The following is a 23,293-nucleotide window of genomic DNA, read 5'->3' as shown; positions in this document are numbered from 1 at the left end:
TTTATTGCCAGGTTTGTTCGTTGTTTTTTATTTTGGTTAACAGTCCGCTGAAGTTTTTGCCTTTCTCCGGTGATTTGCTCATTACATCCTGCAAGTAGGTAATAGCCTGTTCTTTTTGCCCTGCCTTGTATAACAAGTTGGCATAGGTGTACACACTGTTCAAATTGTTAAGGCCGGCATCTGTAGCCGCGGGTTTTATCCATCCGGCAGCAGTGGTAAGGTTTTGTTTATCATCCGTATTAGAAAATACCTGCCAGGCATATCCGCTCAATTTATCATCGCTGATGCTGCTGCCGTATTTGGCTATATAGGCTGTTACCGCTTCGGTATATTTCGGCCAGTCGGCCAGCCATTCGTAATGGGAAGGCTTGGCTGCCATAATGATTTGATCACTTATACCCGGATATTTTTGTTCAAGTTTTTCTTTCACCTTGTCCCAAGCTACCTCTTTTATTACATCGCCCGAAATTGTTATCATACCTCCCGGATATCGGGTAATTTTACCATCGGTTCGTAAAAATGGCAGTACCTCTTCTTCAAATACAATGTCATTCAGTATTTCTGCCGATTTACCTTTGCCGGCTACAGCATCAACTTCTTTAGCATTGTTCAGCAATGTTTTAAAACCCGGATCGGTTGAGGTTTTAGTGGCGATAACGATAAAACCTATACTTTTTGGCGCAAGCATATCGGGATGTGTACCCAGGTAAGCATTTATGCCTTTTATGGCAAGGGTATCGTTATTGGCCTGCTGTGCCGCGCTGATGTACGTTGATAAAAACGCGGTATCTCTTTTACCCTTATCAAATTGTTTTTTAAGGGAGATCAGTTGCAGTTTAGGATCGAGCGCCGCTTTCGATTTGCTGATAAACTCATCGGGATTGGTAGTACCGCCCGATATGGTATGCACCAGCTCGCCATCGGGGTTAAAGTACAAGAAGGTAGGGTACGAGTTTACTTTATAAGTATTTTCGAGGTATTTGGCATCCTTATACCACTTCCTGGTTTCGGCATTGTCGGTTTTACTTACATCGAACTGTACGCTTACGTTAATAAAGTGCTGATTAAAAAAATCGCCAACCTTTTGCTGCGGAAAAATATCCTGCGCCATCATTTTGCAGGGGCCGCACCAGGTAGTATAACCATCCACAAAAATATACTTGCGTTCCTTTTTAGCCTTAGCTTTTATTTGCGCCCAGCTTAGGCCGTGCACAAATTTTATCCCGGCTTTTTGTTGGGCGTGACTAATAGTATTGTCTAATATTAAAAAGATGAGGATAAGCAACAGGTAAGTTTTGCGACAGGCTGATGTTTTCATTTGGTGTTTTATAACAGGTTTATAACGTGCAATATAGCGCAAAAAGCGTATTTAAACCAAAACGCGTCATGGTTATAAACATTATCGCCTCTTTGTGGAAAAATAAAAATATTAATTGACGTTTAACTTTCAACCTTTAACGAAGTCTTAACAATCAGATAATGTTGATTTGCTGATATTTGTAAAAACCCGGAAAGATGAATTTTGAGTTTGGTTATTTGATAGTGATAGCACTGCTGGGATTAACCGGCCTGTTCTATTTGAGTCCGTACGAACTGAAGGTTGACGAGGAAGAAGATAACGAGTGATCTGTTCTTTCCACGCCTGTACTTTCTTAATAAAATTAAATAACCTGCCGCATTAGCCCGGGATAAAGAAACATTTGCTAAACATTAATGGCAAAACGCGAAGTTGACATAGTTGTAATATCCGACGTCCATTTAGGAACCTACGGTTGCCACGCAAAAGAACTGCTTAAATACCTCAAAAGCATTAAACCCAAAATGCTGGTATTGAACGGCGACATTATCGATATATGGCAGTTCAGTAAATCATACTGGCCCGAAACGCACATGAAGGTAGTGCGCCGCATCATGAAGTTTATTACCGAAGGCATCCCCGTGTATTACCTTACCGGTAACCACGATGAAATGCTGCGTAAATTCACCGATTTTGATTTGGGTACCTTTCAGCTCCTTAATAAGGTAGTATTAAATATTGATGGCAAAAAAGCCTGGATATTTCATGGCGACGTGTTTGATGTTACCATGCAGCACTCCAAATGGCTGGCCAAACTGGGCGCTGTAGGGTACGATACCTTGATTATTTTAAACAGCTTTACCAACTGGTTGCTTACCGCCATGGGCAGGCAAAAAATGAGTTTCTCGCAAAAAATAAAGGCCAAGTTTAAGGACGCGGTAAAGTTTATCAATCACTTTGAGCAAACCGCTGCCGACCTTGCCGTTGATAAGCAATACGATTACGTAATATGCGGCCATATTCACCATGCCGAGATCAGGGAAGTGCATGCTACTGATGGCAGCGGCTCGGTGCTGTACCTAAACTCGGGCGACTGGGTGGAGAGCCTTACCGCGCTCGAATACCATAACAAAAGCTGGACGGTGTATAAATACCACCCCGAGCAATTTGGAGCCGAAAACGAGGCCGAAGATGATGATAAAACCGATGCAGAAGACCTCGACGCCAAATTGGATGTAAAAACCTTGCTGGAAAGGTTCAGGCAGGAATCGCACTAATTGCTGTTATCTTTGTTAACTTGTACCGCATTTACAATCTATGAAAATACTTTTTGCCATACAGGGAACAGGTAACGGGCATATTAGCCGCGCACGCGAAATTGTACCACTGCTGCAACAATACGGCGAGGTAGACCTACTGGTAAGCGGCACCGAAGCCGAAGTAAGTCTTTCGCAGCCGCTTAAATACCGTTTTCATGGGTTCAGCTTTATTTTTGGGAAAAATGGGGGCGTAGATAAATGGGCCACCTACAAAACCATGAATTTGCGCCAGCTGTGGCACGATATTAATCATCTGCCCCTAAAGCAATACGATATAGTAATTAACGATTTTGAACCGGTAAGCGCATGGGCCTGTAAGTTGCAAAAAGTGCCATCGGTATCGTTAAGTCACCAGTGTTCGTTTAAATCGCCCAATACACCACGGCCGCCCAAGTGGAACTATGCCGAGTGGTTGTTCAAATATTATTCGCCTACTACGCACCATATCGGGTTCCATTTCGACAGGTATGACGATTTTATCCATACCCCAGTTATCCGCAGCGACATCCGTAATACCGAAACCTCTAATAAAGGCCATTACTCGGTATATCTGCCTGCTTATAATGATAAAACCCTGCTTAAATATTTAAGTAAGGTAGATGTAGAGTGGCATATCTTCTCTAAAAGGCAAAAAACACCTTACCGCGAAGGCAACGTACAGATCTTCCCGGTAAATAATGAGGCCTTTAACACCAGCCTGGCCAGCAGTGAAGGGCTGCTTACCGGCGGCGGCTTCGAAGGCCCTGCCGAAGCGTTGTTTCTACAAAAAAAGGTGATGATGATACCCATGCACGGGCAGTTTGAGCAACAGTGCAACGCCCTGGCTGCATCAAAACTGGGCGTGCCGGTAGTAAACACTATCGACGACAGATTTGTACAGCATGCCGAAAAATGGGTGAACGATACCAAACAGATCAGGGTTAACTTTCCCGATGAAACTGCGCAGATAGTGGATAACATGATAAAGCAGTACGCGAAGCCACAAGCAATTTTAACCTAACTGCTTTTTCGTTAATATTGCGGTTGCAAAACCCCGGCGATAAATGATCAATCTTTTCAGGTCCTACAATCCCTTAAATATACTATGGCTGGCCGTATTGGTTATCGCGTTGCGCATAGGCTACATCATTGGCGCGCCCGATAAGCTGGAGTTTGTTTTTGTAGAATCATTCGCCCGTTTGCTGGTACCTGTATCGTACGAGTACGCGCTCACGCCTTTCTTGAACGTATTGCTGGCCGGGGCATTGGTTTTCGCGCAGGCATTGCTGCTTAATAAGCTGGTTAACCAGTTTAACCTGTTGGGGAAGCCCAGTTTTTTACCCGCGTTAATGTATGTTACCATATCGGCCCTGTTTACACCCTTTTTGATATTAAGCGCGCCGCTCATCTGTAATTTTTTGGTGATATGGATGCTGTATAAGCTGTTCAGCCTGTACAAAGGCGATGATATAAAATCTTCGGGCTATGATCTGGGGATGATCGTGGCCATAGGCTCGTTGATCTACCTGCCTTTTATCTACATGTTTTTGGCGGTGTGGATAGCACTCATCATTTTTCGCCCGTTCAACTGGCGCGAGTGGATAGCTGTTATTTTAGGCTATGCTACCATCTTCTTCTTTTTGGCTGTGCTGTATTACCTTAACGACAGGTTTCATACTTTTTATAAAATATGGCTGCCGCTGGGTACGCAGTTCCCTAACCACATCAGCATTAATAATTACACGTATGTATTGCTTGCACCGGTGGTATTTATACTGGTATTAAGCGTATTTAAGCTACAGCAGGGTTTCTTTAAAAGTTATGTGCACATCCGTAAAGCGTTTCAGTTATTGTTGATAATGTTTATCATAGCAGGTTTGTCTTTTTATGTAAAGAGGCAGTTTCAGCTGAATCACTTTTTATTGTGCGTGGTGCCGGTCGCCATTACTTTCGCGTATTATTTTCTGTATACCACCAGTAAGTGGTTTTACGAAAGCCTTTATTTGTTACTGCTTGCAGGTATCATTTACTTTCAGTTTAACACTTTTTAACTTTAATCTTCGTTGCAATTTAAGCCCTTATGTTAGCTTTGTAACATGAAATTTGGCGTGGTAGCTTTTAATGCAGGCGTACAGGCTGTTTTACTAACCCCGATATCAACAGCGGCTTAATGGCTAATTTGGTTATCGATATTGGTAATACGCTGGTAAAGCTGGCTGTTTTTGAACACGATACATTGCTGTTTACCGATTATTATACGGTGGTTAATACCAACCTTATTAATGATTTGAAAGCTGCTTACGCGTTTGATGAAGCTATTATATCATCAGTAAAAAAAGAACAGCCCGAGTGGCTGACAGTATTGGCGGCAACGGTACCGGTAACCTGGTTCAGCGCTGCAATTGCCGCAGGTATCAATAACCATTACCTTACACCGCATACGCTGGGGCTCGATAGGCTGGCCGCTGTAACCGGCGCTAAATATTTGTACCCGGGCACAGGCAGTTTGGTAATTGACGGCGGTACTGCTATTACTTATGACTGGATTGATGCCGAAGGAAATTATTTCGGGGGCAGTATATCACCCGGATTAAATACACGTTATAAAGCATTGAATTACTATACAGCGGGTTTACCGCTTATAGAGAGCGACGAACTTTTTAACACCGGGTTTGGTAACGATACCACCAGCGCCATTAAATCGGGCGTGCAAAACGGTATTAAATATGAATTAACGGGCTTTATTGAAAGCTACAGAAGCAACAACGAACAACTAAATATTATACTAACAGGCGGCGACAGCATTTTTTTTGATACTCTACTGAAAAATAGCATCTTTGCCCCCTATATAAAAATTGAACCATACTTGGTTTTAAAAGGATTAAACGCAGCTATACAACAGCATAATGATTAAATATTCCAAAATTCTTATAACATTTTTATTTGCTGCCGTTACTTTTGAGGCAAGCGCGCAATTAAGCACCAATACAAGTTCGCCTTATTCAAGGTACGGTATAGGTGAAATTGCACCGCAATTGCTGCCTCAAAACGCGGGTATGGGGGGCATTTCTACAGGTATCAACTCAATAAGCGGTTACAGTACAATTAACTTAACCAACCCGGCTGCCAACGCCATGATTGATCTTACTACTATCGATGTTGGTGTATACGGCAACTTTGTTACGCTTTCACAATCAGGTCAAACAGCGCAGGGCAGCAAAAACTTTAGCCTGAACCATTTGGCTTTCGGTTTACCGGTAAGCAAGCGCTCGGCCATCGTGTTCGGTTTAACGCCTTACAGCGATGTGGGTTATAACTACAGGCAATCGCAAAGTAATTTAGGCTCAGGTTCATCTATTGACACCAACGCTGTTAATTTTATTTATACAGGTGAGGGCGGGCTTACAAAAGCTTATATCGGTTATGGATTTGGTATTGGCAAACACCTGTCAATAGGTGGTAATATCTCTTATATATTCGGTAACCTTAAAAACTACAGTTCTACCGAGATCCCCGCATTATATGGTACACAAAATACTCGTACTGAGATCAGCCAGCGTATACAAGGCTTAAACTACGATTACGGTATCCAATACATGTTTGATATCTCTGAAAAGAACCGTTTAACTATCGGTTACTCGGGTTCGGCCAATTCAAAACTTGATATCGAAACGAATAAATACACGACACACTACACAACAGATGGTACCGGTAACGAAATCCCGGCAACAGATACCTTAACAAGCGTATTGGGGCCTAAAAATCAATTGCAACTACCGCAGATCAACCGTTTCGGTATATCGTACCGTATGGGTGCCAAATTATTGGTGGGTGCCGATTATAGTATGGGTAAATGGTCTGATTTTGCCATCGACGGCCAAAAACAAGGCTTTAAAAACAGCCAGACGATTAATGTAGGCGCGCAAATAACACCTAATATCAACAAACTGAATAACTATTGGGCACTGGTTGATTATCGCTTCGGCTTTATGTACAACCAAACCTACCTATCTTTGAACAATACCGATATTAACCAATATGCCGGTACAGTAGGTTTAGGTTTACCGTTGCGCCCGGGATTGAGCAGTTTCTACAAGATCAATATCTCTGCCGAAGTTGGTAAGAGAGGCAGCCTTACCAATGGCTTAGTACGCGAAAGCTACGTAAATATCCGTTTAGGCTTTACACTTAACGATAAGTGGTTCCGTCGTTACAAATTTGATTAATTGGTATAAAGCAATGTGGAGTAAAAGGTTAACATCGGTTATGGTTATACCGGCATTAGCCGCCTTAATGCTATTGTCATCCTGTGAGAACGACCTGAAAAAAATTCAGGAGATTGCCGCGGGAGATGTAAGCAAGCCTGTGCAGCGTACCACCAATGTTGAGCTTATATTCAGCGATTCGGCAAGAGTAAAAACAAGAGCCTTAGCGCCGCTGGTGCTTGATTATTCATTTAACCAGGAAGACAGCCAAACGCCTAAAGTCAAACCCGAAAAATCATACAAGGATATGCCTAAGGGGGTGACTATCTATCGCATAGATAGCCTGAAGGAAACAGCCAAGATCGTATCCAACACGGCCAAGTGGCGAGATGCCGAAGGTGTTTTTGAGCTGCACAAAAATGTAGTGGCATCAAACAATGAAGGTACCGTATACAAATCAGAAGAATTGATATGGGACCAGAATAAGCATATCATGTACTCAACCATGCCGGTGCAGATAACCACTAAGGACGGTAATGTTATTAATGGTACCGACTTTGAAAGTGATGAAAACATGACGCATTATAAGCTGAAACAAACTACAGGAATTTTCAACGTGACCGAGAACCCCGCCGCGCAATAATTGTTTTATTTTTGCAATTTTTTGTATTATAGAATTTTACTAAAAGTTGTATCTTGCGCCCTCTTTTTAAGTAACATAATATTATAGAATTATAACGTTTATATGGGAATAATGAGTTTTCTGCGGGAGCGAATGGGTATGATACTGGTTATCGTCATCGCTGTCGCGTTACTTGCATTTATTGCAGGTGAGGTAATCCATTTTGGAGGTTCGCTACTTAGGGGCGATGCCAATACAATTGGTGTTGTGGCAGGTGAAAAGATACCTTACGCTGATTTTAACAAAAAAGTTGAGCAAAATACCGATCAATACAGGCAGCAATACGGTGCCAATTTATCGCCTCAAATTACAAGCTACATTCAGGAGAACACCTGGAACCAGTTATTAAGCCAGGCTATACTTAAAAAGGAACTTGACAGATTAAGCCTGGTAGTAGGCACTGCCGAAACCCAGGACATGATCAGCGGTAAAAATCCTGATCAGCAAATTATACAAGCTTTCGGCGATCCTCAAACCGGTCAGGTTGACAGGGTTAAACTGAACAATGTTTTAAATAACATTAAAGCAGCTAAAGAAGGCGACCCGATGAAATCACAATGGAACGCTTTTGTTGCTCAGATGATAGAGTCGAAAAAAGCACAAAAATATGTTTCATTGGTAACCAATGGCTTATATGTTAACTCGCTTGAAGCGCAGGATGACTATGAAGCCAAAAACAAACTGGTTAACTTTAAATATGTAGCGCTTGCATACGCCTCTATCCCTGATAGTAAAGTAACCATTACTGATGGCGATTACAGCGATTTCTACAATGAGCACAAAGCATCATTTAAAACCGACCAGGAATTAAGAAACATTGAATACGTAACCTTTAACGGTGCGGCTTCAAAAGCTGATAGCGCCGCTGTAAAAGCGCAGGTAGAAAAAATGCTGCCTGATTTTAAAGCAAGCACTAACGATTCGTTATACGTACAGGTTAACTCTGAAACTAAAACGCCTCTTGTTTATCAAAAGAAAGGCGCGTTAGAGCCTGCGGTTGATTCGGTAATGTTTAGCGCTGCAAAAGGATTTGTATATGGCCCGTACCTGTCAAACGGCAGCTACAAGCTGGCTAAACTGGTTGACTCACGTGTTGGTCCGGATTCAGTTAAAGCAAGCCACATCCTGATTAACCCTGCTACAGAAGGTGGTGTTGAAAAAGCATTGGCTAAAGCCGATTCATTAAAGAAACTGATTGTTGCCGGCAAATCATTTGCTGACCTGGCTACAATATATTCTATCGATAAGCAATCTGCCGAAAAAGGTGGCGACTTAGGTACTTTCGGTCGTGGTACTATGGTGCCAGTGTTTGACGAAGCGGTATTTAACGGTACCAAAGGCGAATACAAAATAGTTACTTCGCAGTTTGGTGTACACCTTATAAAAATTGTTGATCAAAAAGGATCGTCAAAAGTAGCTAAGATAGCTATTGTTGATAAACCGCTTATCCCGAGTAAAGAAACACAATCGGCAGCTTACAACAAGGCGCAGGCATTTTTGGCCAGCGTAAGCGGTGGTAACTTTGATGCCGAGGTAAAAAAGGAGAAACTACAGTTAACTCCTGCTAATGATGTAAGCGGTATCACAGCGTCACTTCCGGGTCTTGAGTCGGCACGTGATCTGGTACGCTGGGCATTTAAAGCCGAATCAGGCGATGTATCTGACCAGGTATTCACCAGTGGCGATCAGTATGTTGTTGCGCACTTAACCACTATTAAGCCTGAAGGCACTTTACCTTTAGAGGTAGTAAAACCGCAAATTGAAGCGGCTGTACGCAACAAAGTAAAAGCTAAACAACTGTTAGAGAAAATACAATCAGCTTCAGCTTCTTCTATTGATCAGTTAGGTCAAAAAGTAGGCGCTCCTGTTGTTCCGGTTCAAAATATAGTATTCGCTAACCCTGTTATTCCGGGTGTTGGTGCTGAGTATTCACTGGTAGGTTCAATATTCGGTTCGCAGCCAAACAAACTGTCAAAAGGTGTTGAAGGTCAAAATGGTGTTTACGCTTATGTAGTTGAAAGTTTTGTTAAACCGGCTGCACTGGCCAACACTGTAAGAGAGAAACAACAGATAGGTCAAAACCTTACTCAACGTGCCAGCGGCCAACTGCTGAACGCGTTGAAAGATAAGGCGAATGTAAAAGATTACAGAGCTAAGTTCTTATAATAGAAATTAAAGTAATTTTGTATCCGGGAGCAGCGTTATGGCCACTCCCGGATTTTTTATTTTAACGCACCATGGAAATACAGGAAAACATCATCAATAAAGTTGCCCAAAGCGGATTGGTTACGCTTGATCCTGCCGAGTTTTACCCGGCCGGCGAACGCGTGGTCTATGATATAAAAAACAACCTGTTTATGGAGCTGATGTTACGTGAGAAGGATTTCAGGGAGTTTGTAAAAACACACGACTGGACGCAGTACGAAGGTAAATATGTTGCCGTTACCTGCACCGCCGATGCCATAGTACCTGCATGGGCTTATATGCTACTGGCTAACCGCCTGGCGCCTTACGCCATTGAAGTAGTATTTGGCGATGCCGAAACGCTGGAAACTGTACTATTTGTAAAATCGATAAACGCCAATCTCGATCCGGAGAAATACCGCGATCAGCGCCTGGTGATAAAAGGTTGTGGCGATATCCCGGTACCGGTATCGGCCTATGTTGAACTAACTAAAAAGCTTACGCCTGTGGCCAAAAGTTTGATGTTTGGTGAGCCTTGCTCAACCGTGCCTATCTATAAAAGGAAAGATTAATGGTGTGCTTTTTGCACTGATGTAATAATACGCGCGATAATGTGTTGTATAGCCGGGCTTAAACTATTCACGGCGGTGTAAGTCAAACCCGGTATAATTATAAACACACTAATGCATATTTTACTTACATATTTATATAACGTGCAAAAAGAACACTCTATAAAAAGATATATACTCGCCACGCTTTTGTTACTGGCAAGTGCTGTAAGCAGCTCTGCGCAGGACATCGATAAAGTGAACAATACCGTGTTTGGTGTTGGCGAGCAATTGAGTTATAAACTCAAATATGGTTTTTTTACCGCTGCCGAAGCGAATTTGCGAACAGAAGAAAGCAGTCAGAAGTTTAATGGTAAGCCCGCCTTTCATATCATCGCCGAAGGCAAAACTGCCGGAACCTTTGATATATTTTACAAGGTGCGCAATACCTACGAAAGCTTTGTAGATAAAAGCACGCTGCTGCCTTACCTCTACACCGAAAACCGTAAGGAGGGGAGCTACAAACATAGCGATAAGGTAAGCTTTGACCACGAAACAGGCAAGATCACCGCTGATAAAGGCGTGTTCCCGTTTAAGGGGCAGATGTTTGATTTTGTATCGGCCTACTATTTTGCCCGGTCGCTGGATATATCAAAACTGAAAATTGGCGAAACTATTGATATGCCCTACTTTTTAGAGGATGGCGTACATAAGTTAAACATCACCTACCTGGGTAAAGAGAAAATGAAATGTTCTATGGGGACTTTTAATTGTTTGAAGTTTAACCCGACAATTATTCCCGGTAAAATATTTAAAAAGAATAGTAAGCTATATTTGTGGATAACCGACGATGCCAACCGCATACCTGTACGCGCGCATGTTGAAGTAATTGTAGGGAGTTTAACAATGGACCTTACCGATGCCAAAGGGCTGAAGTATCCGTTAAACCCGATAAAAAAATAAGAAGAAAAATAAGGATGATCGAAGTAGGTAACATATTGGTGCACGAGGATGTGTTGAGAGAGAATTTTGTTTGCAACCTTAACAAGTGCAAAGGCGCATGCTGCCTCGAAGGTGATTCGGGCGCCCCTTTAGACTATGAAGAACTGGCCATACTCGACGAGATCTACCCTAAAGTAAAACCTTACATGACCGAGAAAGGCATAGCCACTATTGAGCGTGAAGGCACCTATGTAACCGATTTTGAGGGCGATTATACCACCCCATGTGTGGACACCAACAAAGAATGCGCTTATGTAACCTGGGAAAACGGCATCACTAAATGTGCCATTGAAAAAGCCTGGGAAGCCGGCGAAGTAAGCTGGAAAAAACCGATCTCCTGCCACCTGTACCCCATCCGCATTACCAAATACCCCGAGTTCGACGTACTCAATTACGACCGCTGGAGCATCTGTAGCCCGGCCTGTAGCTTCGGCAACGAACTCAAAGTACACGTATACGAGTTCCTGAAAGGACCCCTGATCCGCAAATACGGCGAGGAATGGTACAAGGAACTGGAAGAGGGTGTAGCGGGGATATAATTAAATTAGCCCACCTCATATAAATCGCGTCATTGCGGGGATTTTAAATATTTTGGACTTTGAAAGCAAAATGACGATCTGACAACCACTCTCCACTGTCATGCTGAGGAACGAAGCATCTATCGCAGATAAGTGTAGCGAAGAAGATTCTTCACTGCGTTCGGAATGACAGTTTTTTTAATTCGTCATTGCTGTAAGGTACGAAGCAATCTCTAATTAGGTTGAGCTTGTGTTGTAATTAACGTCAGTCTGCTCTTGGGCGCAGTACCCCATTACTTTTGTCGCCACAAAAGTAACAAAAAGGCTTGTCCAGCAATAGGCTTCTTTGCCGCACAAGGCCATGCCCTGCAAAACAGGCAAAACTTAGGGCTGGAACTTTTGCCCGCCACGCAATCCCTCCACACATGCAACAAGTTCGCTATGCCCGCCTTTGCGCTCATGGCCAACAAAGTTCTGCCCGTTTTCTCCCGAAGCTGTTTGCTGACTTTAAAAATATGGTTGTATTCTTATCGAAGAGGAGTGCTTAATCCCCCTCCCCAATAAACCCCAATCAACCATGCCTGTTTTTACAATTAAATTAGATAATATTGTAAAGTCTAACATTATCCATGAAGATTGCACTCATAACAGGTATTACCGGTCAGGATGGCGCTTATTTAGCAGAGTTTTTGCTGAAGAAGGGTTATGAGGTGCATGGGGTAAAACGGCGCTCGTCGTTATTCAATACCGATCGTATTGATCACCTGTACCGCGACCAGCACGAGCAGGGTGTAAAGTTCAAACTTCATTACGGCGATCTTACCGACTCAACCAATCTCATCCGTATTATTCAGGAAGTACAGCCCGACGAGATCTACAACCTTGCTGCGCAAAGCCACGTTAAGGTGAGCTTTGATACGCCCGAATATACTGCCAATGCTGATGGGATAGGTGTGCTTCGTATTTTAGAGGCCGTCCGACTGTTAGGGCTTACACAAAAAACACGCATCTACCAAGCCTCCACATCCGAACTTTATGGTTTGGTGCAGGCAGTTCCGCAAAGTGAAACCACGCCGTTTTATCCGCGCTCGCCGTATGCTGTGGCCAAAATGTATGGATATTGGATTACCGTTAATTATCGCGAAGCTTATGGCATGTATGCCTGTAACGGCATATTATTTAACCACGAAAGCCCTATACGCGGCGAAACATTTGTTACCCGTAAAATAACCCGTGCCGCTGCTAAAATAGCGCTTGGCCTGCAACAGTTTTTGTATGTTGGCAACCTTTCCGCACAGCGCGATTGGGGGCACGCCAAAGATTATATTGAGGCCATGTGGCTGATGTTGCAGCAACAAGTAGCAGAAGATTTTGTTATAGCCACCGGGGTAACCACCACCGTGCGCGATTTTATAAAGCTCGCTTTTGAAGAGCTGGGTATTGAAATTGAGTTCAGCGGAAAAAATGAATTTGAAAAAGGGGTGATTATTGACCTCGATGAACAAAAAATACACGATCTTGGCTTAAATGCCGATGCCTTGCGTTTTGGCCAAACGGTAGTAAAGGTTGATCCGAAATATTACAGGCCTACCGAGGTTGATTTATTAATTGGTGACGCTACAAAGGCCCGCGAAAAACTGGGCTGGATACCTAAATATGATTTGCAGGCACTGGTGACCGACATGGTGTTATCAGATCTGCATCTGGTGAAAAAAGACGACTACTTGCAAAAAGGGGGCTTTAAAACCCTTAATTATTTTGAATAGGTTTTAATGATAAATTTGATTTATGAAGAAGATATTTAGCAGCATTATACTTTTATTTTTAATTATTAATGTTGCGGGTGCGCAATCACAATATCAACCCTATTCATACCAGTTCTACCAAAAATTAAATGCCGACGTGTACTCTACCAAAACGCGGGTGCATACTTCATTGAAGCCATTTTTAGTGGATGACTCGCTGCTGCGTAAAGCCTATGATTCTGTAATGAACTACAATGTGGATGGCAGCACGCATAGCTGGGGATACCGCAAATTATTTACCGAACACCTGATTGATGAAAAATCGGCAAACAGTACTTTTTATGCCGACATTTTACCCGATATAACTGTTGGTCGTACTTTTAGGGGCGAAAAAAAGAATACTTACATTACCACCTACGGCCTGCAATTGGGCGGTACGGTTGGCAGCCAGTTCTCATATAACATTGGCGGCTTTTTAAACAGGGGTATATTCCCCGAATATTTAGATACTTACATTAACCAGGTGGGTATTGTGCCCGGCCAGGCTTATGACAGGAGCGGTGGCAAGGAAACCAAGGAGTGGTCGTACATTACGGCTAACGTATCTTACACGCCCATTAAATACCTGAATATCTCTGCGGGCAGAGACAGGACGTTTATTGGCGATGGTTACCGCTCGGTGTTTTTGTCGGACTATAGTTCGCCAGCGCCATTTTTCAGGTTGACCGGTACGCTGGGCAATGTGAAATATATGGCCATGTGGAGCTATTACAACGACCCGCAAAACGGATTGATCAATGATTATAGCCATGATCGTAAAAAGTGGGCCATCTACCATTACCTCGACTGGAACGTGACCAACAAGCTATCATTAGGCTTTTTCGATTGCGTAGTTTGGGCTAATGAGGACGATTTGGGCCACAGCCGCGGGTTTGATTTTTCGTACATCAATCCCATCATTTTCTTAAGGCCGGTTGAGGCCACAGGCGGATCGCCGGATAACGCGCTGATCGGCTTAAACAGTAAATACAAGTTTACCGATGGTATCACCGCTTACGGCCAGTTCGCGCTGGATGAGTTTGAGGCCTCTAACTTCTTCTCGAACGGTGGCAGCTCACGTAACAAATACAGCTGGCAGTTAGGTATCCGTGGCGCGAACCTGTTCCAGGTGAAGAACTTGAGTTACCTGGTAGAAACCAACAACATCAGGCCATATACTTATTCGGAACGTAGCACGGCTATTAACCATACCGGCAACAGCGAACCACTCGCACATCCATGGGGATCAAACTTCCGTGAGGTAGTGGGCTTGCTGAACTATTCTTACAAACGTTTTGATTTTTCTGCCGAAGTTGATTACGGTCACTACGGTTTAGATATGGACGGACTAAACTACGGTAAAGACCTCTTCCAAAGCTACCGCGATCCGGCAAAGGCCAACGGTAACTATATAGGCCAGGGCCTAACCACCAATATGGTATACGCCGAAGGCAAAGTAGCCTACCTGCTTAACCCTAAATACAATTTAAGGATAGAACTCGGTGGCATCATCCGCGATGAAAAGAACAGCCAATTTCATGATAAAACAGCCATGTTAACCTTCGGTATCCGCAGCTCGTTCCGCAATATTTATAATGATTTAGCAAGTTACAGGGCACATTAAATAGAAGTATCATTTAGCCAAATCGTCATTGCGAGGTGCGAAGCAATCTCGTCGCGTTCTGCGCTTCCTATATAAATCGCGTCATTGCGAGGAACGAAGCAATCTCTACTTAGGCTGTGCTTGTGCTATAATGAATGTTAGTCTGCTCTTGGGCGCAGGGCCCCATTACTTTTGAGGGCAAAAGTAACATACTAAGCGAAGCGATCTCATGAGTACCTATAAAAAACAAACAAACAGCGAATAAACCCTTGTCCAGCAAAAGGCTTCTTTGCCGCACAAGGCCATACCCCTGCAAGCCGTGCAGAACTTGGGGCTGGAACTTTTGCCCCGCCCCGCTATCCCTTCACACATGCAACAAGTTCACTATGCCCGCCTTTGCGCTCATGGCCACCAAAGTTCTGCCCGTTTTCGCCCGAAGCTGTTTGCTGACGGAGTAAATAAAAGAGCTGTCGCGAGTTTAGCATAGCGCAACTCGTGACTTAGCATGGCGTAAGCTTTCAGCTTACAGTTGAGGGTAATGGTTTTCGAGTAAACGACTCTGTATGCCGGGGATTGCTTTACTACGTTCGCAATGACGAGTTTTATATAAACAGGAAGAGCGGCCAATAGCCGCTCTTCCTGTTTATATATTAATATACTCCTTTACGAAGCTATAGTATGTGTATTCTTCTTAATGCCGATCTTTTTTACTTCTTCGGCGATGGAATTGGCATCGTAACCGCATTCGGCCCAAAGCTCGGGTTGTTCGCCGTGCTCAACAATAGCATCGGGCATGCCCAGGCGTTTTACTGTTGCACTGTAACCGTTATCGGCCATAAACTCTAATATAGCGCTTCCCATACCGCCATCAAGGCAGCCGTCTTCAACAGTAATAACCTTGCCGAATTTTTGGAAAACATCATGCAGCAGGTCGGCATCTAAAGGTTTTACAAAGCGCATATCATAATGGGCAGGGTAGTAGCCTTCTTCGTTAAGGGTAGCAATGGCCTTTGTTGCCTCGTTACCGATAGCGCCAATAGTTAATATCGCCACGTCTTCACCATCGCAAACCTTGCGGCCTTTACCTACAGGTATAGCCTTGAACGGACGTTGCCAGTCTACCATCACCCCATTACCACGCGGATACCTGATTACGAATGGCCCCATGTTTTCCTGCTGGGCAGTATACATCAGGTTGCGCAGTTCTTCCTCGTTCATCGGGGCAGATACCACTATGTTTGGAATGCAGCGCATAAACGCCAAATCATAAGCACCGTGGTGTGTTGGTCCGTCGGCACCGGCAATACCGGCACGGTCAAGGCAAAATATCACGTTGAGCTTTTGTATGGCCACGTCGTGTATCACCTGGTCGTAAGCGCGTTGCATAAAGCTGGAGTAGATGTTACAAAAAGGCACCATGCCCTGTGTAGCCAACCCGGCAGAAAATGTAACCGCGTGCTGCTCGGCAATACCCACATCAAAAGCGCGGTTAGGCATGGCCTTCATCATCAGGTTGAGCGAACAGCCCGATGGCATAGCCGGAGTAATCCCCATTATTTTAGGGTTTTGTTCGGCCAGTTCAATAATGGTATGCCCAAACACATCCTGGTATTTAGGCGGCTGGGGTTTATCGTATTTCGTTTTCTTGATCTCGCCGGTTATTTTATCGAACAAACCGGGAGCGTGCCACTTGGTCTGGTCTTTTTCGGCAAGGGCATAACCTTTACCTTTTACGGTGATGCAATGCAACAACTTAGGGCCGGGAATATCACGCAAATCACTCAATACTTTTGCCAGATGTTTTACATCGTGCCCGTCGATAGGGCCAAAATAGCGGAACTTCAGGGCCTCAAAAAAGTTGCTCTTTTTCAGCAGTGTGCCTTTAATGCTCTTCTCAATTTTTTGCGCTATTTTAAAAGCATCAGGCCCAATGGCCGAAAGCTTGTTCAGTACATGCGCAATATCATCGCGAAAGCGGTTGTATGATTTTGAAGTGGTAATATCAGTAAGATATTCCTTAAGCGCGCCCACGTTAGGGTCGATAGACATGTTATTGTCGTTAAGGATCACCAGCAGGTTTGAGTTTTCAATACCGGCATGGTTAAGCGCTTCAAAGGCTAAACCGGCGGTCATGGCGCCATCGCCAATTACGGCCACGTGCTGCCTGTCGGTTTCGCCTTTATATTGCGAAGCCACAGCCATACCCAAAGCGGCAGAGATAGAGGTAGACGAGTGGCCTACGCCAAAAGTATCAAATACGCTTTCGCCACGTTTGGGGAAACCACTAATGCCTTTATAAACACGGTTGGTATGAAAATCGTTACGGCGGCCGGTAAGTATTTTATGGCCGTAAGCCTGGTGGCCTACGTCCCAAACCAGTTGATCGTAAGGGGTGTTTAAAACATAATGCAGGGCCACGGTAAGTTCTACCACGCCAAGACTGGCGGCAAAGTGCCCACCGTTTACCGATACAACGTCAATAATATATTGGCGCAGCTCCTGGCAAACCTGTTCTAATTCCTCTTCTTTAAGCTGCTTTAAATCAGCCGGGTACTGTATTTTCTCCAACAAATTCCCGGCGGGTACCTGCATCGACATTAATTACAAATTTTAACCTGCAAATTACGGTAAATAATTATAAATATCACGACAAGCCGCAACATATAATTGTTTTAAATAAAACGCTGCCGGGTATTCATTTAAGTCTCAATTAACCTTAATTTTGAGCAGTTTATGTCTGACGATAATTTTGAAATAAAATTACCCCAGTTTGAAGGTCCGTTTGATCTGTTGCTTTTCTTCATAGAAAGAGATGAGCTCGATATTCAGGACATCCCCATCGCGCGCATTACCGACGACTTCCTGAACTACATTCACCAGATGACCATTTTGAACATGGAGGTAGCCAGCGAGTTTATTTTTGTGGCCGCTACCCTTATGCGCATCAAGGCCAAAATGCTGCTGCCCCGCTACGAAACCGACGAAGCCGGCAACGAAATTGATACCAAGGAAGAACTGATACGCAAACTGGTAGAATATAAACGCTTTAAAGACTTGTGCGAAGAAATTCGCCCATATGAAGATGAGCGCTTTAAGCAGGAAAAGCGCGGCAACATAAAGCAGGATTTGGAGCAGCTGGAAAAAGTTCCCATCCCCGGCGAAGAACTTTCAGACCTGAGCCTTTACCGCCTGATGGTAGTTTATGGCAGGTTGATGAAGAACTACTATAACCGTACCGAGGAAGTAAAGCATACTATTGTACAATACCCATATACTATAGAAGATCAAAAAACGGCCATCGGCGATTTGCTCCGCATAAACCGGATGATGGATTTTAAGGCGATGGTAAGCCAATCAGAAAATAAAGTGCATTTTGTATACAACTTTTTAGCCATGCTCGAAATGCTGCAGCAGGAACTGATAGATATACAGATAGGCTTAGGGTATAATAACTTTTGGATATCGGCCAAGGAGATTCAGGAATAAAGATTCAGGAGTCGGGACGACGTGGCTAAGCCAACCAGCGGAATAGATTAAAGAATAAGGAGATTGGGATAAGTCGAATCATATATAATCATAGCACTGCGAAGTGTAAATTGATTAAGATATTGTAAAGATCAGGTCATGAATACGTAAAACCAATTTGGTATTTGGTCTTGCCTCTTGATTCTTAACTCTTAATTCTCAACACAATTGCCTAACTTAGGGGCGTTTTTTAAATATAACATGAAAAGAGACAAATTAATTTTTAAGCTGCTTGACGAAGAACAGCAGCGCCAGGAAGAAGGCATTGAACTGATAGCATCTGAAAATTTTGTAAGCAAACAGGTAATGGAAGCTGCCGGTTCTGTAGCTACCAACAAATATGCCGAAGGCTTACCGGGCAAACGTTACTATGGCGGTTGCCAAATAGTTGATGAAATTGAAACCATCGCTATTGACAGGGCTAAGCAATTGTTTAATGCCGAGTGGGCAAACGTGCAGCCGCACTCTGGCGCGCAAGCCAATGCCGCGGTAATGCTGGCCTGCCTTCAGCCGGGCGATAAAATTCTTGGGTTCGATCTTTCTCATGGAGGTCACTTAACTCATGGTTCGCCGGTTAACTTCTCGGGTAAATTATATGAGCCTCATTTTTATGGTGTAGTTAAAGAAACAGGTCTTATTGATTACGCGCAGCTTGAAAAAGTGGCGCTGGAAGTAAAACCCAAAATGATCATCTGCGGTGCTTCGGCTTACTCACGCGATTGGGATTACGAATTTATACGTGCCGTTGCCGATAAGGTAGGCGCTATTGTATTGGCAGATATCTCGCATCCATCGGGTATGATTGCCCGTGGTTTACTGACCGATCCGCTGCCGCATTGCCACATTGTAACTACTACAACACACAAAACATTGCGCGGCCCGCGTGGTGGTTTAATATTGCTGGGTAAAGATTTTGAAAACCCATGGGGCATTAAAACGCCAAAAGGCGAAACAAGAATGATGTCTTCCCTGTTAGATATGGCAGTGTTCCCCGGTACACAAGGTGGCCCGCTTGAGCATATTATAGCAGCAAAAGCCATCGCGTTTGGCGAAGCCCTTAGCGATAGCTACATGAAGTACATTTTACAGGTTAAAAAGAATGCCGAGGCTATGGCGAAAGCATTTGTTGACAGGGGTTACGAAATTATATCGGGCGGTACTGATAACCACCTGATGTTAATTGACCTGCGCAACAAAAACATCACCGGTAAAGCTGCCGAAAACGCCCTGGTAACAGCCGATATCACAGTAAACAAAAACATGGTTCCGTTTGATGACAAATCACCATTTGTTACATCGGGTATACGTGTTGGTACGGCCGCAATTACCACCCGTGGATTGAAGGAAAAACAGATGGAGGAGATCGTAGAGCTGATTGACGCGGTAATTATTGACCCGGAAAATGAAACTTCTATCAAGAAAATACGTAAGAAAGTGCATAAGCTAATGGACGATTACCCTTTGTATAAAGAGTAAAAGTGTGGGAATAATAAATGGAGATAAAGCAACAATCTATTTCAGATATTGAACCTGAGCGCCTCCGGGCGCTTAGGTCTTACAATGTGTTAGATACATTACCTGAAAAAGAGTACGATGCCATTACCCGTTTAGCTTCCTATATATGCCAGGTGCCTGTTGCGCTCATCACCCTGATAGATGCCGACAGGCAATGGATAAAATCAAAAGTAGGCATTGATGCCGAAGAGATACCCCGCGCGGATGCTTTCTGCAATTACACCATCCTTAATGATACTATACTGGAGGTGCCCGATGCGCAGCAAAGCGAAATTTTTAAAGACAACGTATTTGTTTCGCAGGAGCCTAACATCAGGTTTTATGCCGGTGCCCCGCTGGTTGATCCGGATGGTTACCGTTTAGGTTCGTTATGCGTAGTTGATACCGTTCCGCGCGAACTGAACGATGAACAGCGCGATGCCTTAACCACGCTTGCAGGCGAGGTAATGTCGCACTTTAATCTGCGTAAGCAAAAACTGGAGCTTGAAGAAAGCCTTAAAGCTTACCAGGAGTTCTCCAATCTTTTCAATACCTCGCCCGAAATTCATTGCATAATGGATAAGGAGTTCAGGATTGAGCTGATCAATAAATCGGTTACCCGTATTTTGGGTTACGAGGTTGATGAAGCCATCGGCCATGCTATATGGGATTTCTTCCCGGAGGAAAACCGAGTAGCCTCGTTAAAAATATTAAAAGAAGGCCTTGGCAAACAGCAAAGGGCCATTGAGATGGAAACCCCCATCATCAATAAACTACAGGAAATTAAGTGGATAAGCTGGACAATTACCTTTAAGCAAAATAAATGGTATGCCAGCGGCCGCGATATCAGCTATCAAAAAAAGGTACTTGCCGATTTGGAAGAGCTATCGTTAGTAGCCAGTAAGATCAGCAATGGTGTGGTGATCAGTGATGCCAATGATAAGGTGACCTGGATAAACGATGCCTTTGAAACCATTACCGGCTTTAACCTTGCCGATGTAAAGGATCGCCGCTTGCGCGATGTGATACTGAAAGAACAGGGTCAAAACGCGTCGATAGATGAGCTGGATGAGTTGATGAGCCGTAAAAAGTCGTTCGAGATCGATCTGCTTAGTACCACCAAAGATGGCGAAGATCTTTGGATCACCGTGCTCAACTCCGTAATATGCGATCAGGATGGTAATGCCGATAAATACATCCGTGTAATTATCAATATTACCCCGCGTAAAAAAGCCGAGCAGGAATTGGAGATCATGTCGTTCGCGGCACGTAAATCGCCAAACGGTATCATCATTCGCGATGCTAACGGCGTGGTAATGTGGATGAACAAAGCCATGGAAGAGGTGATAGGCTATAGCTTTGAAGAGGTAGAAGGTAAAAGCATGGGCAAGATGCTGATAGGCGAAGAAACCGACCTTGACGTATTTAACTCGGCCGTAAAGGCAGTGCAGGAAAATAAGGCTTATGATGTTGAGCTGAACATATACCCTAAAGATGGCATTGTAAAATGGGTGAGCATGTCTAACAGTCCTCTGTTTAACGAAAGCGGTAAGGTAGAGCGCCAGATAGGGGTGATGTATGACATTACCGAACGCAAAAAATCAGACCAGCAACTGAAAATGCTGTCGCTGGTGGCCAGCAGCACTACGGGTGGCGTTATTATTAACGACCATAATGGCAATGTAGAGTGGATAAACAACGGTTTTGAAAAAATAACCGGTTATAATATAAATGACGTACGCGGCAGGCACCTTGGTGATGTGGTGAAGGGTGAATTAACCGACTTCAGCATTATTGAACGTACCCGCGAACTATCAAAAAATAAACAATCTTTTGAGGTTGATTTGCTGATATACCGTAAAGACGGGCAACCGCTATGGATCTCGGTGATCAATTCGGTAATTTTGAACGAGGTGGGTAAGGTTGATAAATACATTGAGGTAATTATTGATATCACCGCCAAAAAGAAGGTAGAGCTGGAACTGATAGCCGCCAAAGAAGAAGCCTTGCAACTTAACCGTGCTAAGGATATGTTCATATCGGTATTGAGCCACGAAATGCGCACGCCGCTGAACGCGGTGATAGGCATGTCGCACCTGTTGGTGGAAGATGCCGCTACCGAATCGCAGCGCGAAAACCTGAACATCCTGAAGTTTTCGGCAGAGAACCTGATGACGCTCATCAACGACGTGCTCGATTTCACCAAGATTGAAACCGGCAACGTGGAGCTGGAAAAAGCGAATATGAATATGCGCGAGCTGATACAAAGCGTTACCAGTTCTATACGCTACCGTACCCGCGAAAAGAACATCACCCTTACGCAGAATATTGACCCAACCATACCCGATGTAGTTATTGGCGACCGCACCCGCCTATGCCAGATACTGCTTAACCTGATGAGCAACGCGGTTAAGTTTACCGAAAAGGGTGGCGTAACAATTGATTTAAAAGTAATAGAACAAAGTAGATCGAGCGTACGTATACGGTTTGCTGTAACAGATACCGGCATTGGTATACCCAATAATAAGATAAACACCATATTTGAGTCTTTTAAGCAGGCAGATGCGGCTACCACACGCAAATACGGCGGAACAGGCTTAGGGTTGCCAATAAGTAAACGCCTGATAGAACTTCACGATTCACGTATTAACGTGGATAGTGTGCCCGAACAGGGATCTACCTTTTGGTTTACAATTACATTTAACAAGGCCGATGGCCAAACGCTTAGTAATAATAATACAGTGGAAACAGAACTAAATATTAACGTATTAGTGGTGGACGATAACCAGATAAACAGGTTGCTGGTTAACAAAGTGCTTACAAAATGGGGAGCATCAACAGATTTTGCCGAGAACGGACGTGAGGCTGTAGATAAAATTTTAGCTAATCATAACTACGATGCCGTACTGATGGATATCCACATGCCTGAAATGGGCGGACTGGAAGCCACCCAGCTTATCCGTTCAAACGACGAATCGTATTACCAGCAGTTGCCTATTATAGCGCTAACCGCGTCGATGCTGAATGCGGAGATCAACCAGATCACCGATGCAGGCATGAACGATTTCCTGCTGAAACCGTTCGACCCGAAAACGCTTTACAATAAATTGAGCCGCTACCAAAAGCAATAATTTGTTGAGGGGGGAGTAGTGA

17 protein-coding genes are annotated in these 23,293 nt (G+C 43.9%); 15 read left to right on the top strand and 2 right to left on the bottom strand.

All coding sequences use genetic code 11. The features are described 5' to 3' along the window. Nucleotide 1 precedes the first annotated feature (1 nt). Nucleotides 2-1,318 carry a thioredoxin family protein gene (locus ABD894_RS18735; protein ID WP_345212603.1) on the bottom strand — a complete coding sequence of 439 codons (1,317 nt, stop codon included), beginning with the start codon at nt 1,316-1,318 and terminating at the stop codon, nt 2-4. Nucleotides 1,319-1,713: 395 nt separating this feature from the next. On the opposite strand from ABD894_RS18735, the gene ABD894_RS18730 reads away from it, so the two are divergent. The 12 genes from ABD894_RS18730 (at nt 1,714) to ABD894_RS18675 (ending at nt 15,142) form a co-directional block, all read left to right on the top strand. Next, on the top strand, nt 1,714-2,574 hold the full coding sequence (locus ABD894_RS18730; RefSeq protein ID WP_345212602.1) for a UDP-2,3-diacylglucosamine diphosphatase: 861 nt from the start codon (nt 1,714-1,716) through the stop codon (nt 2,572-2,574). A 40-nt stretch (nt 2,575-2,614) separates the two neighbouring features. Further along, complete coding sequence (locus ABD894_RS18725) at nt 2,615-3,616, top strand: glycosyltransferase family protein (protein WP_345212601.1); 1,002 nt, start codon at nt 2,615-2,617, stop codon at nt 3,614-3,616. Nucleotides 3,617-3,659: 43 nt separating this feature from the next. Further along, nucleotides 3,660-4,646, top strand: coding sequence for a DUF6427 family protein (locus ABD894_RS18720; protein WP_345212600.1), 987 nt, complete (start codon nt 3,660-3,662; stop codon nt 4,644-4,646). A gap of 119 nt (nt 4,647-4,765) precedes the next feature. Further along, nucleotides 4,766-5,509, top strand: a complete 744-nt coding sequence (locus ABD894_RS18715) for a type III pantothenate kinase (RefSeq protein ID WP_345212599.1) — start codon at nt 4,766-4,768, stop codon at nt 5,507-5,509. Next, nucleotides 5,502-6,821: a BamG family beta-barrel-assembly machinery protein gene (bamG, locus tag ABD894_RS18710; protein ID WP_345212598.1), complete on the top strand. Its 1,320-nt coding sequence runs from the start codon at nt 5,502-5,504 to the stop codon at nt 6,819-6,821. The genes ABD894_RS18715 and bamG overlap by 8 nt, the downstream gene beginning before the upstream one ends. 13 nt (nt 6,822-6,834) lie before the next feature. Continuing rightward, a complete protein-coding gene (gene lptC / locus ABD894_RS18705; RefSeq protein ID WP_345212597.1) occupies nt 6,835-7,443 on the top strand; it encodes an LPS export ABC transporter periplasmic protein LptC in 609 nt (202 codons plus the stop codon). A gap of 111 nt (nt 7,444-7,554) precedes the next feature. Further along, nucleotides 7,555-9,648, top strand: a complete 2,094-nt coding sequence (locus tag ABD894_RS18700; RefSeq protein ID WP_345212596.1) for a peptidylprolyl isomerase — start codon at nt 7,555-7,557, stop codon at nt 9,646-9,648. Between the two features lie 71 nt (nt 9,649-9,719). Next, a complete protein-coding gene (locus tag ABD894_RS18695) occupies nt 9,720-10,238 on the top strand; it encodes a DUF2480 family protein (RefSeq protein ID WP_345212595.1) in 519 nt (172 codons plus the stop codon). Between the two features lie 141 nt (nt 10,239-10,379). Further along, nucleotides 10,380-11,177, top strand: coding sequence for a DUF3108 domain-containing protein (locus ABD894_RS18690; RefSeq protein WP_345212594.1), 798 nt, complete (start codon nt 10,380-10,382; stop codon nt 11,175-11,177). Between the two features lie 14 nt (nt 11,178-11,191). Next, nucleotides 11,192-11,755, top strand: a complete 564-nt coding sequence (locus ABD894_RS18685; protein ID WP_345212593.1) for a DUF3109 family protein — start codon at nt 11,192-11,194, stop codon at nt 11,753-11,755. Between the two features lie 608 nt (nt 11,756-12,363). After that, nucleotides 12,364-13,500, top strand: a complete 1,137-nt coding sequence (gmd, locus tag ABD894_RS18680; protein WP_345212592.1) for a GDP-mannose 4,6-dehydratase — start codon at nt 12,364-12,366, stop codon at nt 13,498-13,500. A gap of 22 nt (nt 13,501-13,522) precedes the next feature. Further along, nucleotides 13,523-15,142 (top strand): gliding motility protein RemB, encoded by a 1,620-nt coding sequence (locus ABD894_RS18675; protein WP_345212591.1) that lies wholly within the window; start codon nt 13,523-13,525, stop codon nt 15,140-15,142. Nucleotides 15,143-15,784: 642 nt separating this feature from the next. On the opposite strand, the gene dxs is transcribed toward ABD894_RS18675, so the two are convergent. After that, nucleotides 15,785-17,713: a 1-deoxy-D-xylulose-5-phosphate synthase gene (gene dxs, locus ABD894_RS18670; RefSeq protein WP_345212610.1), complete on the bottom strand. Its 1,929-nt coding sequence runs from the start codon at nt 17,711-17,713 to the stop codon at nt 15,785-15,787. A gap of 141 nt (nt 17,714-17,854) precedes the next feature. On the opposite strand from dxs, the gene ABD894_RS18665 reads away from it, so the two are divergent. From ABD894_RS18665 to ABD894_RS18655, 3 genes are all read left to right on the top strand, one after another. Further along, entirely contained in the window at nt 17,855-18,607 is a 753-nt protein-coding gene (locus ABD894_RS18665) for a segregation and condensation protein A (protein WP_345212590.1), read from the top strand. Between the two features lie 240 nt (nt 18,608-18,847). Beyond that, nucleotides 18,848-20,122, top strand: a complete 1,275-nt coding sequence (gene glyA, locus ABD894_RS18660) for a serine hydroxymethyltransferase (protein WP_345212589.1) — start codon at nt 18,848-18,850, stop codon at nt 20,120-20,122. Between the two features lie 17 nt (nt 20,123-20,139). Further along, nucleotides 20,140-23,271, top strand: a complete 3,132-nt coding sequence (locus ABD894_RS18655; RefSeq protein WP_345212588.1) for a PAS domain S-box protein — start codon at nt 20,140-20,142, stop codon at nt 23,269-23,271. Nucleotides 23,272-23,293 lie beyond the last annotated feature (22 nt).

It is taken from the genome of Mucilaginibacter gynuensis (genome assembly GCF_039541195.1).
Classification (GTDB): domain Bacteria; phylum Bacteroidota; class Bacteroidia; order Sphingobacteriales; family Sphingobacteriaceae; genus Mucilaginibacter; species Mucilaginibacter gynuensis.
This window is presented reverse-complemented; position numbering and strand designations above follow the sequence as displayed.

Excerpts from the sequence above, each read along its gene's own strand:
- ABD894_RS18730 (WP_345212602.1), top strand. The coding sequence starts at position 1,714 with ATGGCAAAACGCGAAGTTGACATAGTTGTAATATCCGACGTCCATTTA.
- ABD894_RS18700 (WP_345212596.1), top strand. The coding sequence starts at position 7,555 with ATGAGTTTTCTGCGGGAGCGAATGGGTATGATACTGGTTATCGTCATC.
- ABD894_RS18675 (WP_345212591.1), top strand. The coding sequence starts at position 13,523 with ATGAAGAAGATATTTAGCAGCATTATACTTTTATTTTTAATTATTAAT.
- ABD894_RS18685 (WP_345212593.1), top strand. The coding sequence starts at position 11,192 with ATGATCGAAGTAGGTAACATATTGGTGCACGAGGATGTGTTGAGAGAG.
- ABD894_RS18715 (WP_345212599.1), top strand. The coding sequence starts at position 4,766 with ATGGCTAATTTGGTTATCGATATTGGTAATACGCTGGTAAAGCTGGCT.
- ABD894_RS18720 (WP_345212600.1), top strand. The coding sequence starts at position 3,660 with ATGATCAATCTTTTCAGGTCCTACAATCCCTTAAATATACTATGGCTG.
- lptC (WP_345212597.1), top strand. The coding sequence starts at position 6,835 with ATGTGGAGTAAAAGGTTAACATCGGTTATGGTTATACCGGCATTAGCC.
- ABD894_RS18735 (WP_345212603.1), bottom strand. The coding sequence starts at position 1,318 with ATGAAAACATCAGCCTGTCGCAAAACTTACCTGTTGCTTATCCTCATC.
- ABD894_RS18725 (WP_345212601.1), top strand. The coding sequence starts at position 2,615 with ATGAAAATACTTTTTGCCATACAGGGAACAGGTAACGGGCATATTAGC.
- ABD894_RS18655 (WP_345212588.1), top strand. The coding sequence starts at position 20,140 with ATGGAGATAAAGCAACAATCTATTTCAGATATTGAACCTGAGCGCCTC.
- dxs (WP_345212610.1), bottom strand. The coding sequence starts at position 17,713 with ATGCAGGTACCCGCCGGGAATTTGTTGGAGAAAATACAGTACCCGGCT.
- ABD894_RS18695 (WP_345212595.1), top strand. The coding sequence starts at position 9,720 with ATGGAAATACAGGAAAACATCATCAATAAAGTTGCCCAAAGCGGATTG.
- ABD894_RS18665 (WP_345212590.1), top strand. The coding sequence starts at position 17,855 with ATGTCTGACGATAATTTTGAAATAAAATTACCCCAGTTTGAAGGTCCG.
- gmd (WP_345212592.1), top strand. The coding sequence starts at position 12,364 with ATGAAGATTGCACTCATAACAGGTATTACCGGTCAGGATGGCGCTTAT.
- glyA (WP_345212589.1), top strand. The coding sequence starts at position 18,848 with ATGAAAAGAGACAAATTAATTTTTAAGCTGCTTGACGAAGAACAGCAG.
- bamG (WP_345212598.1), top strand. The coding sequence starts at position 5,502 with ATGATTAAATATTCCAAAATTCTTATAACATTTTTATTTGCTGCCGTT.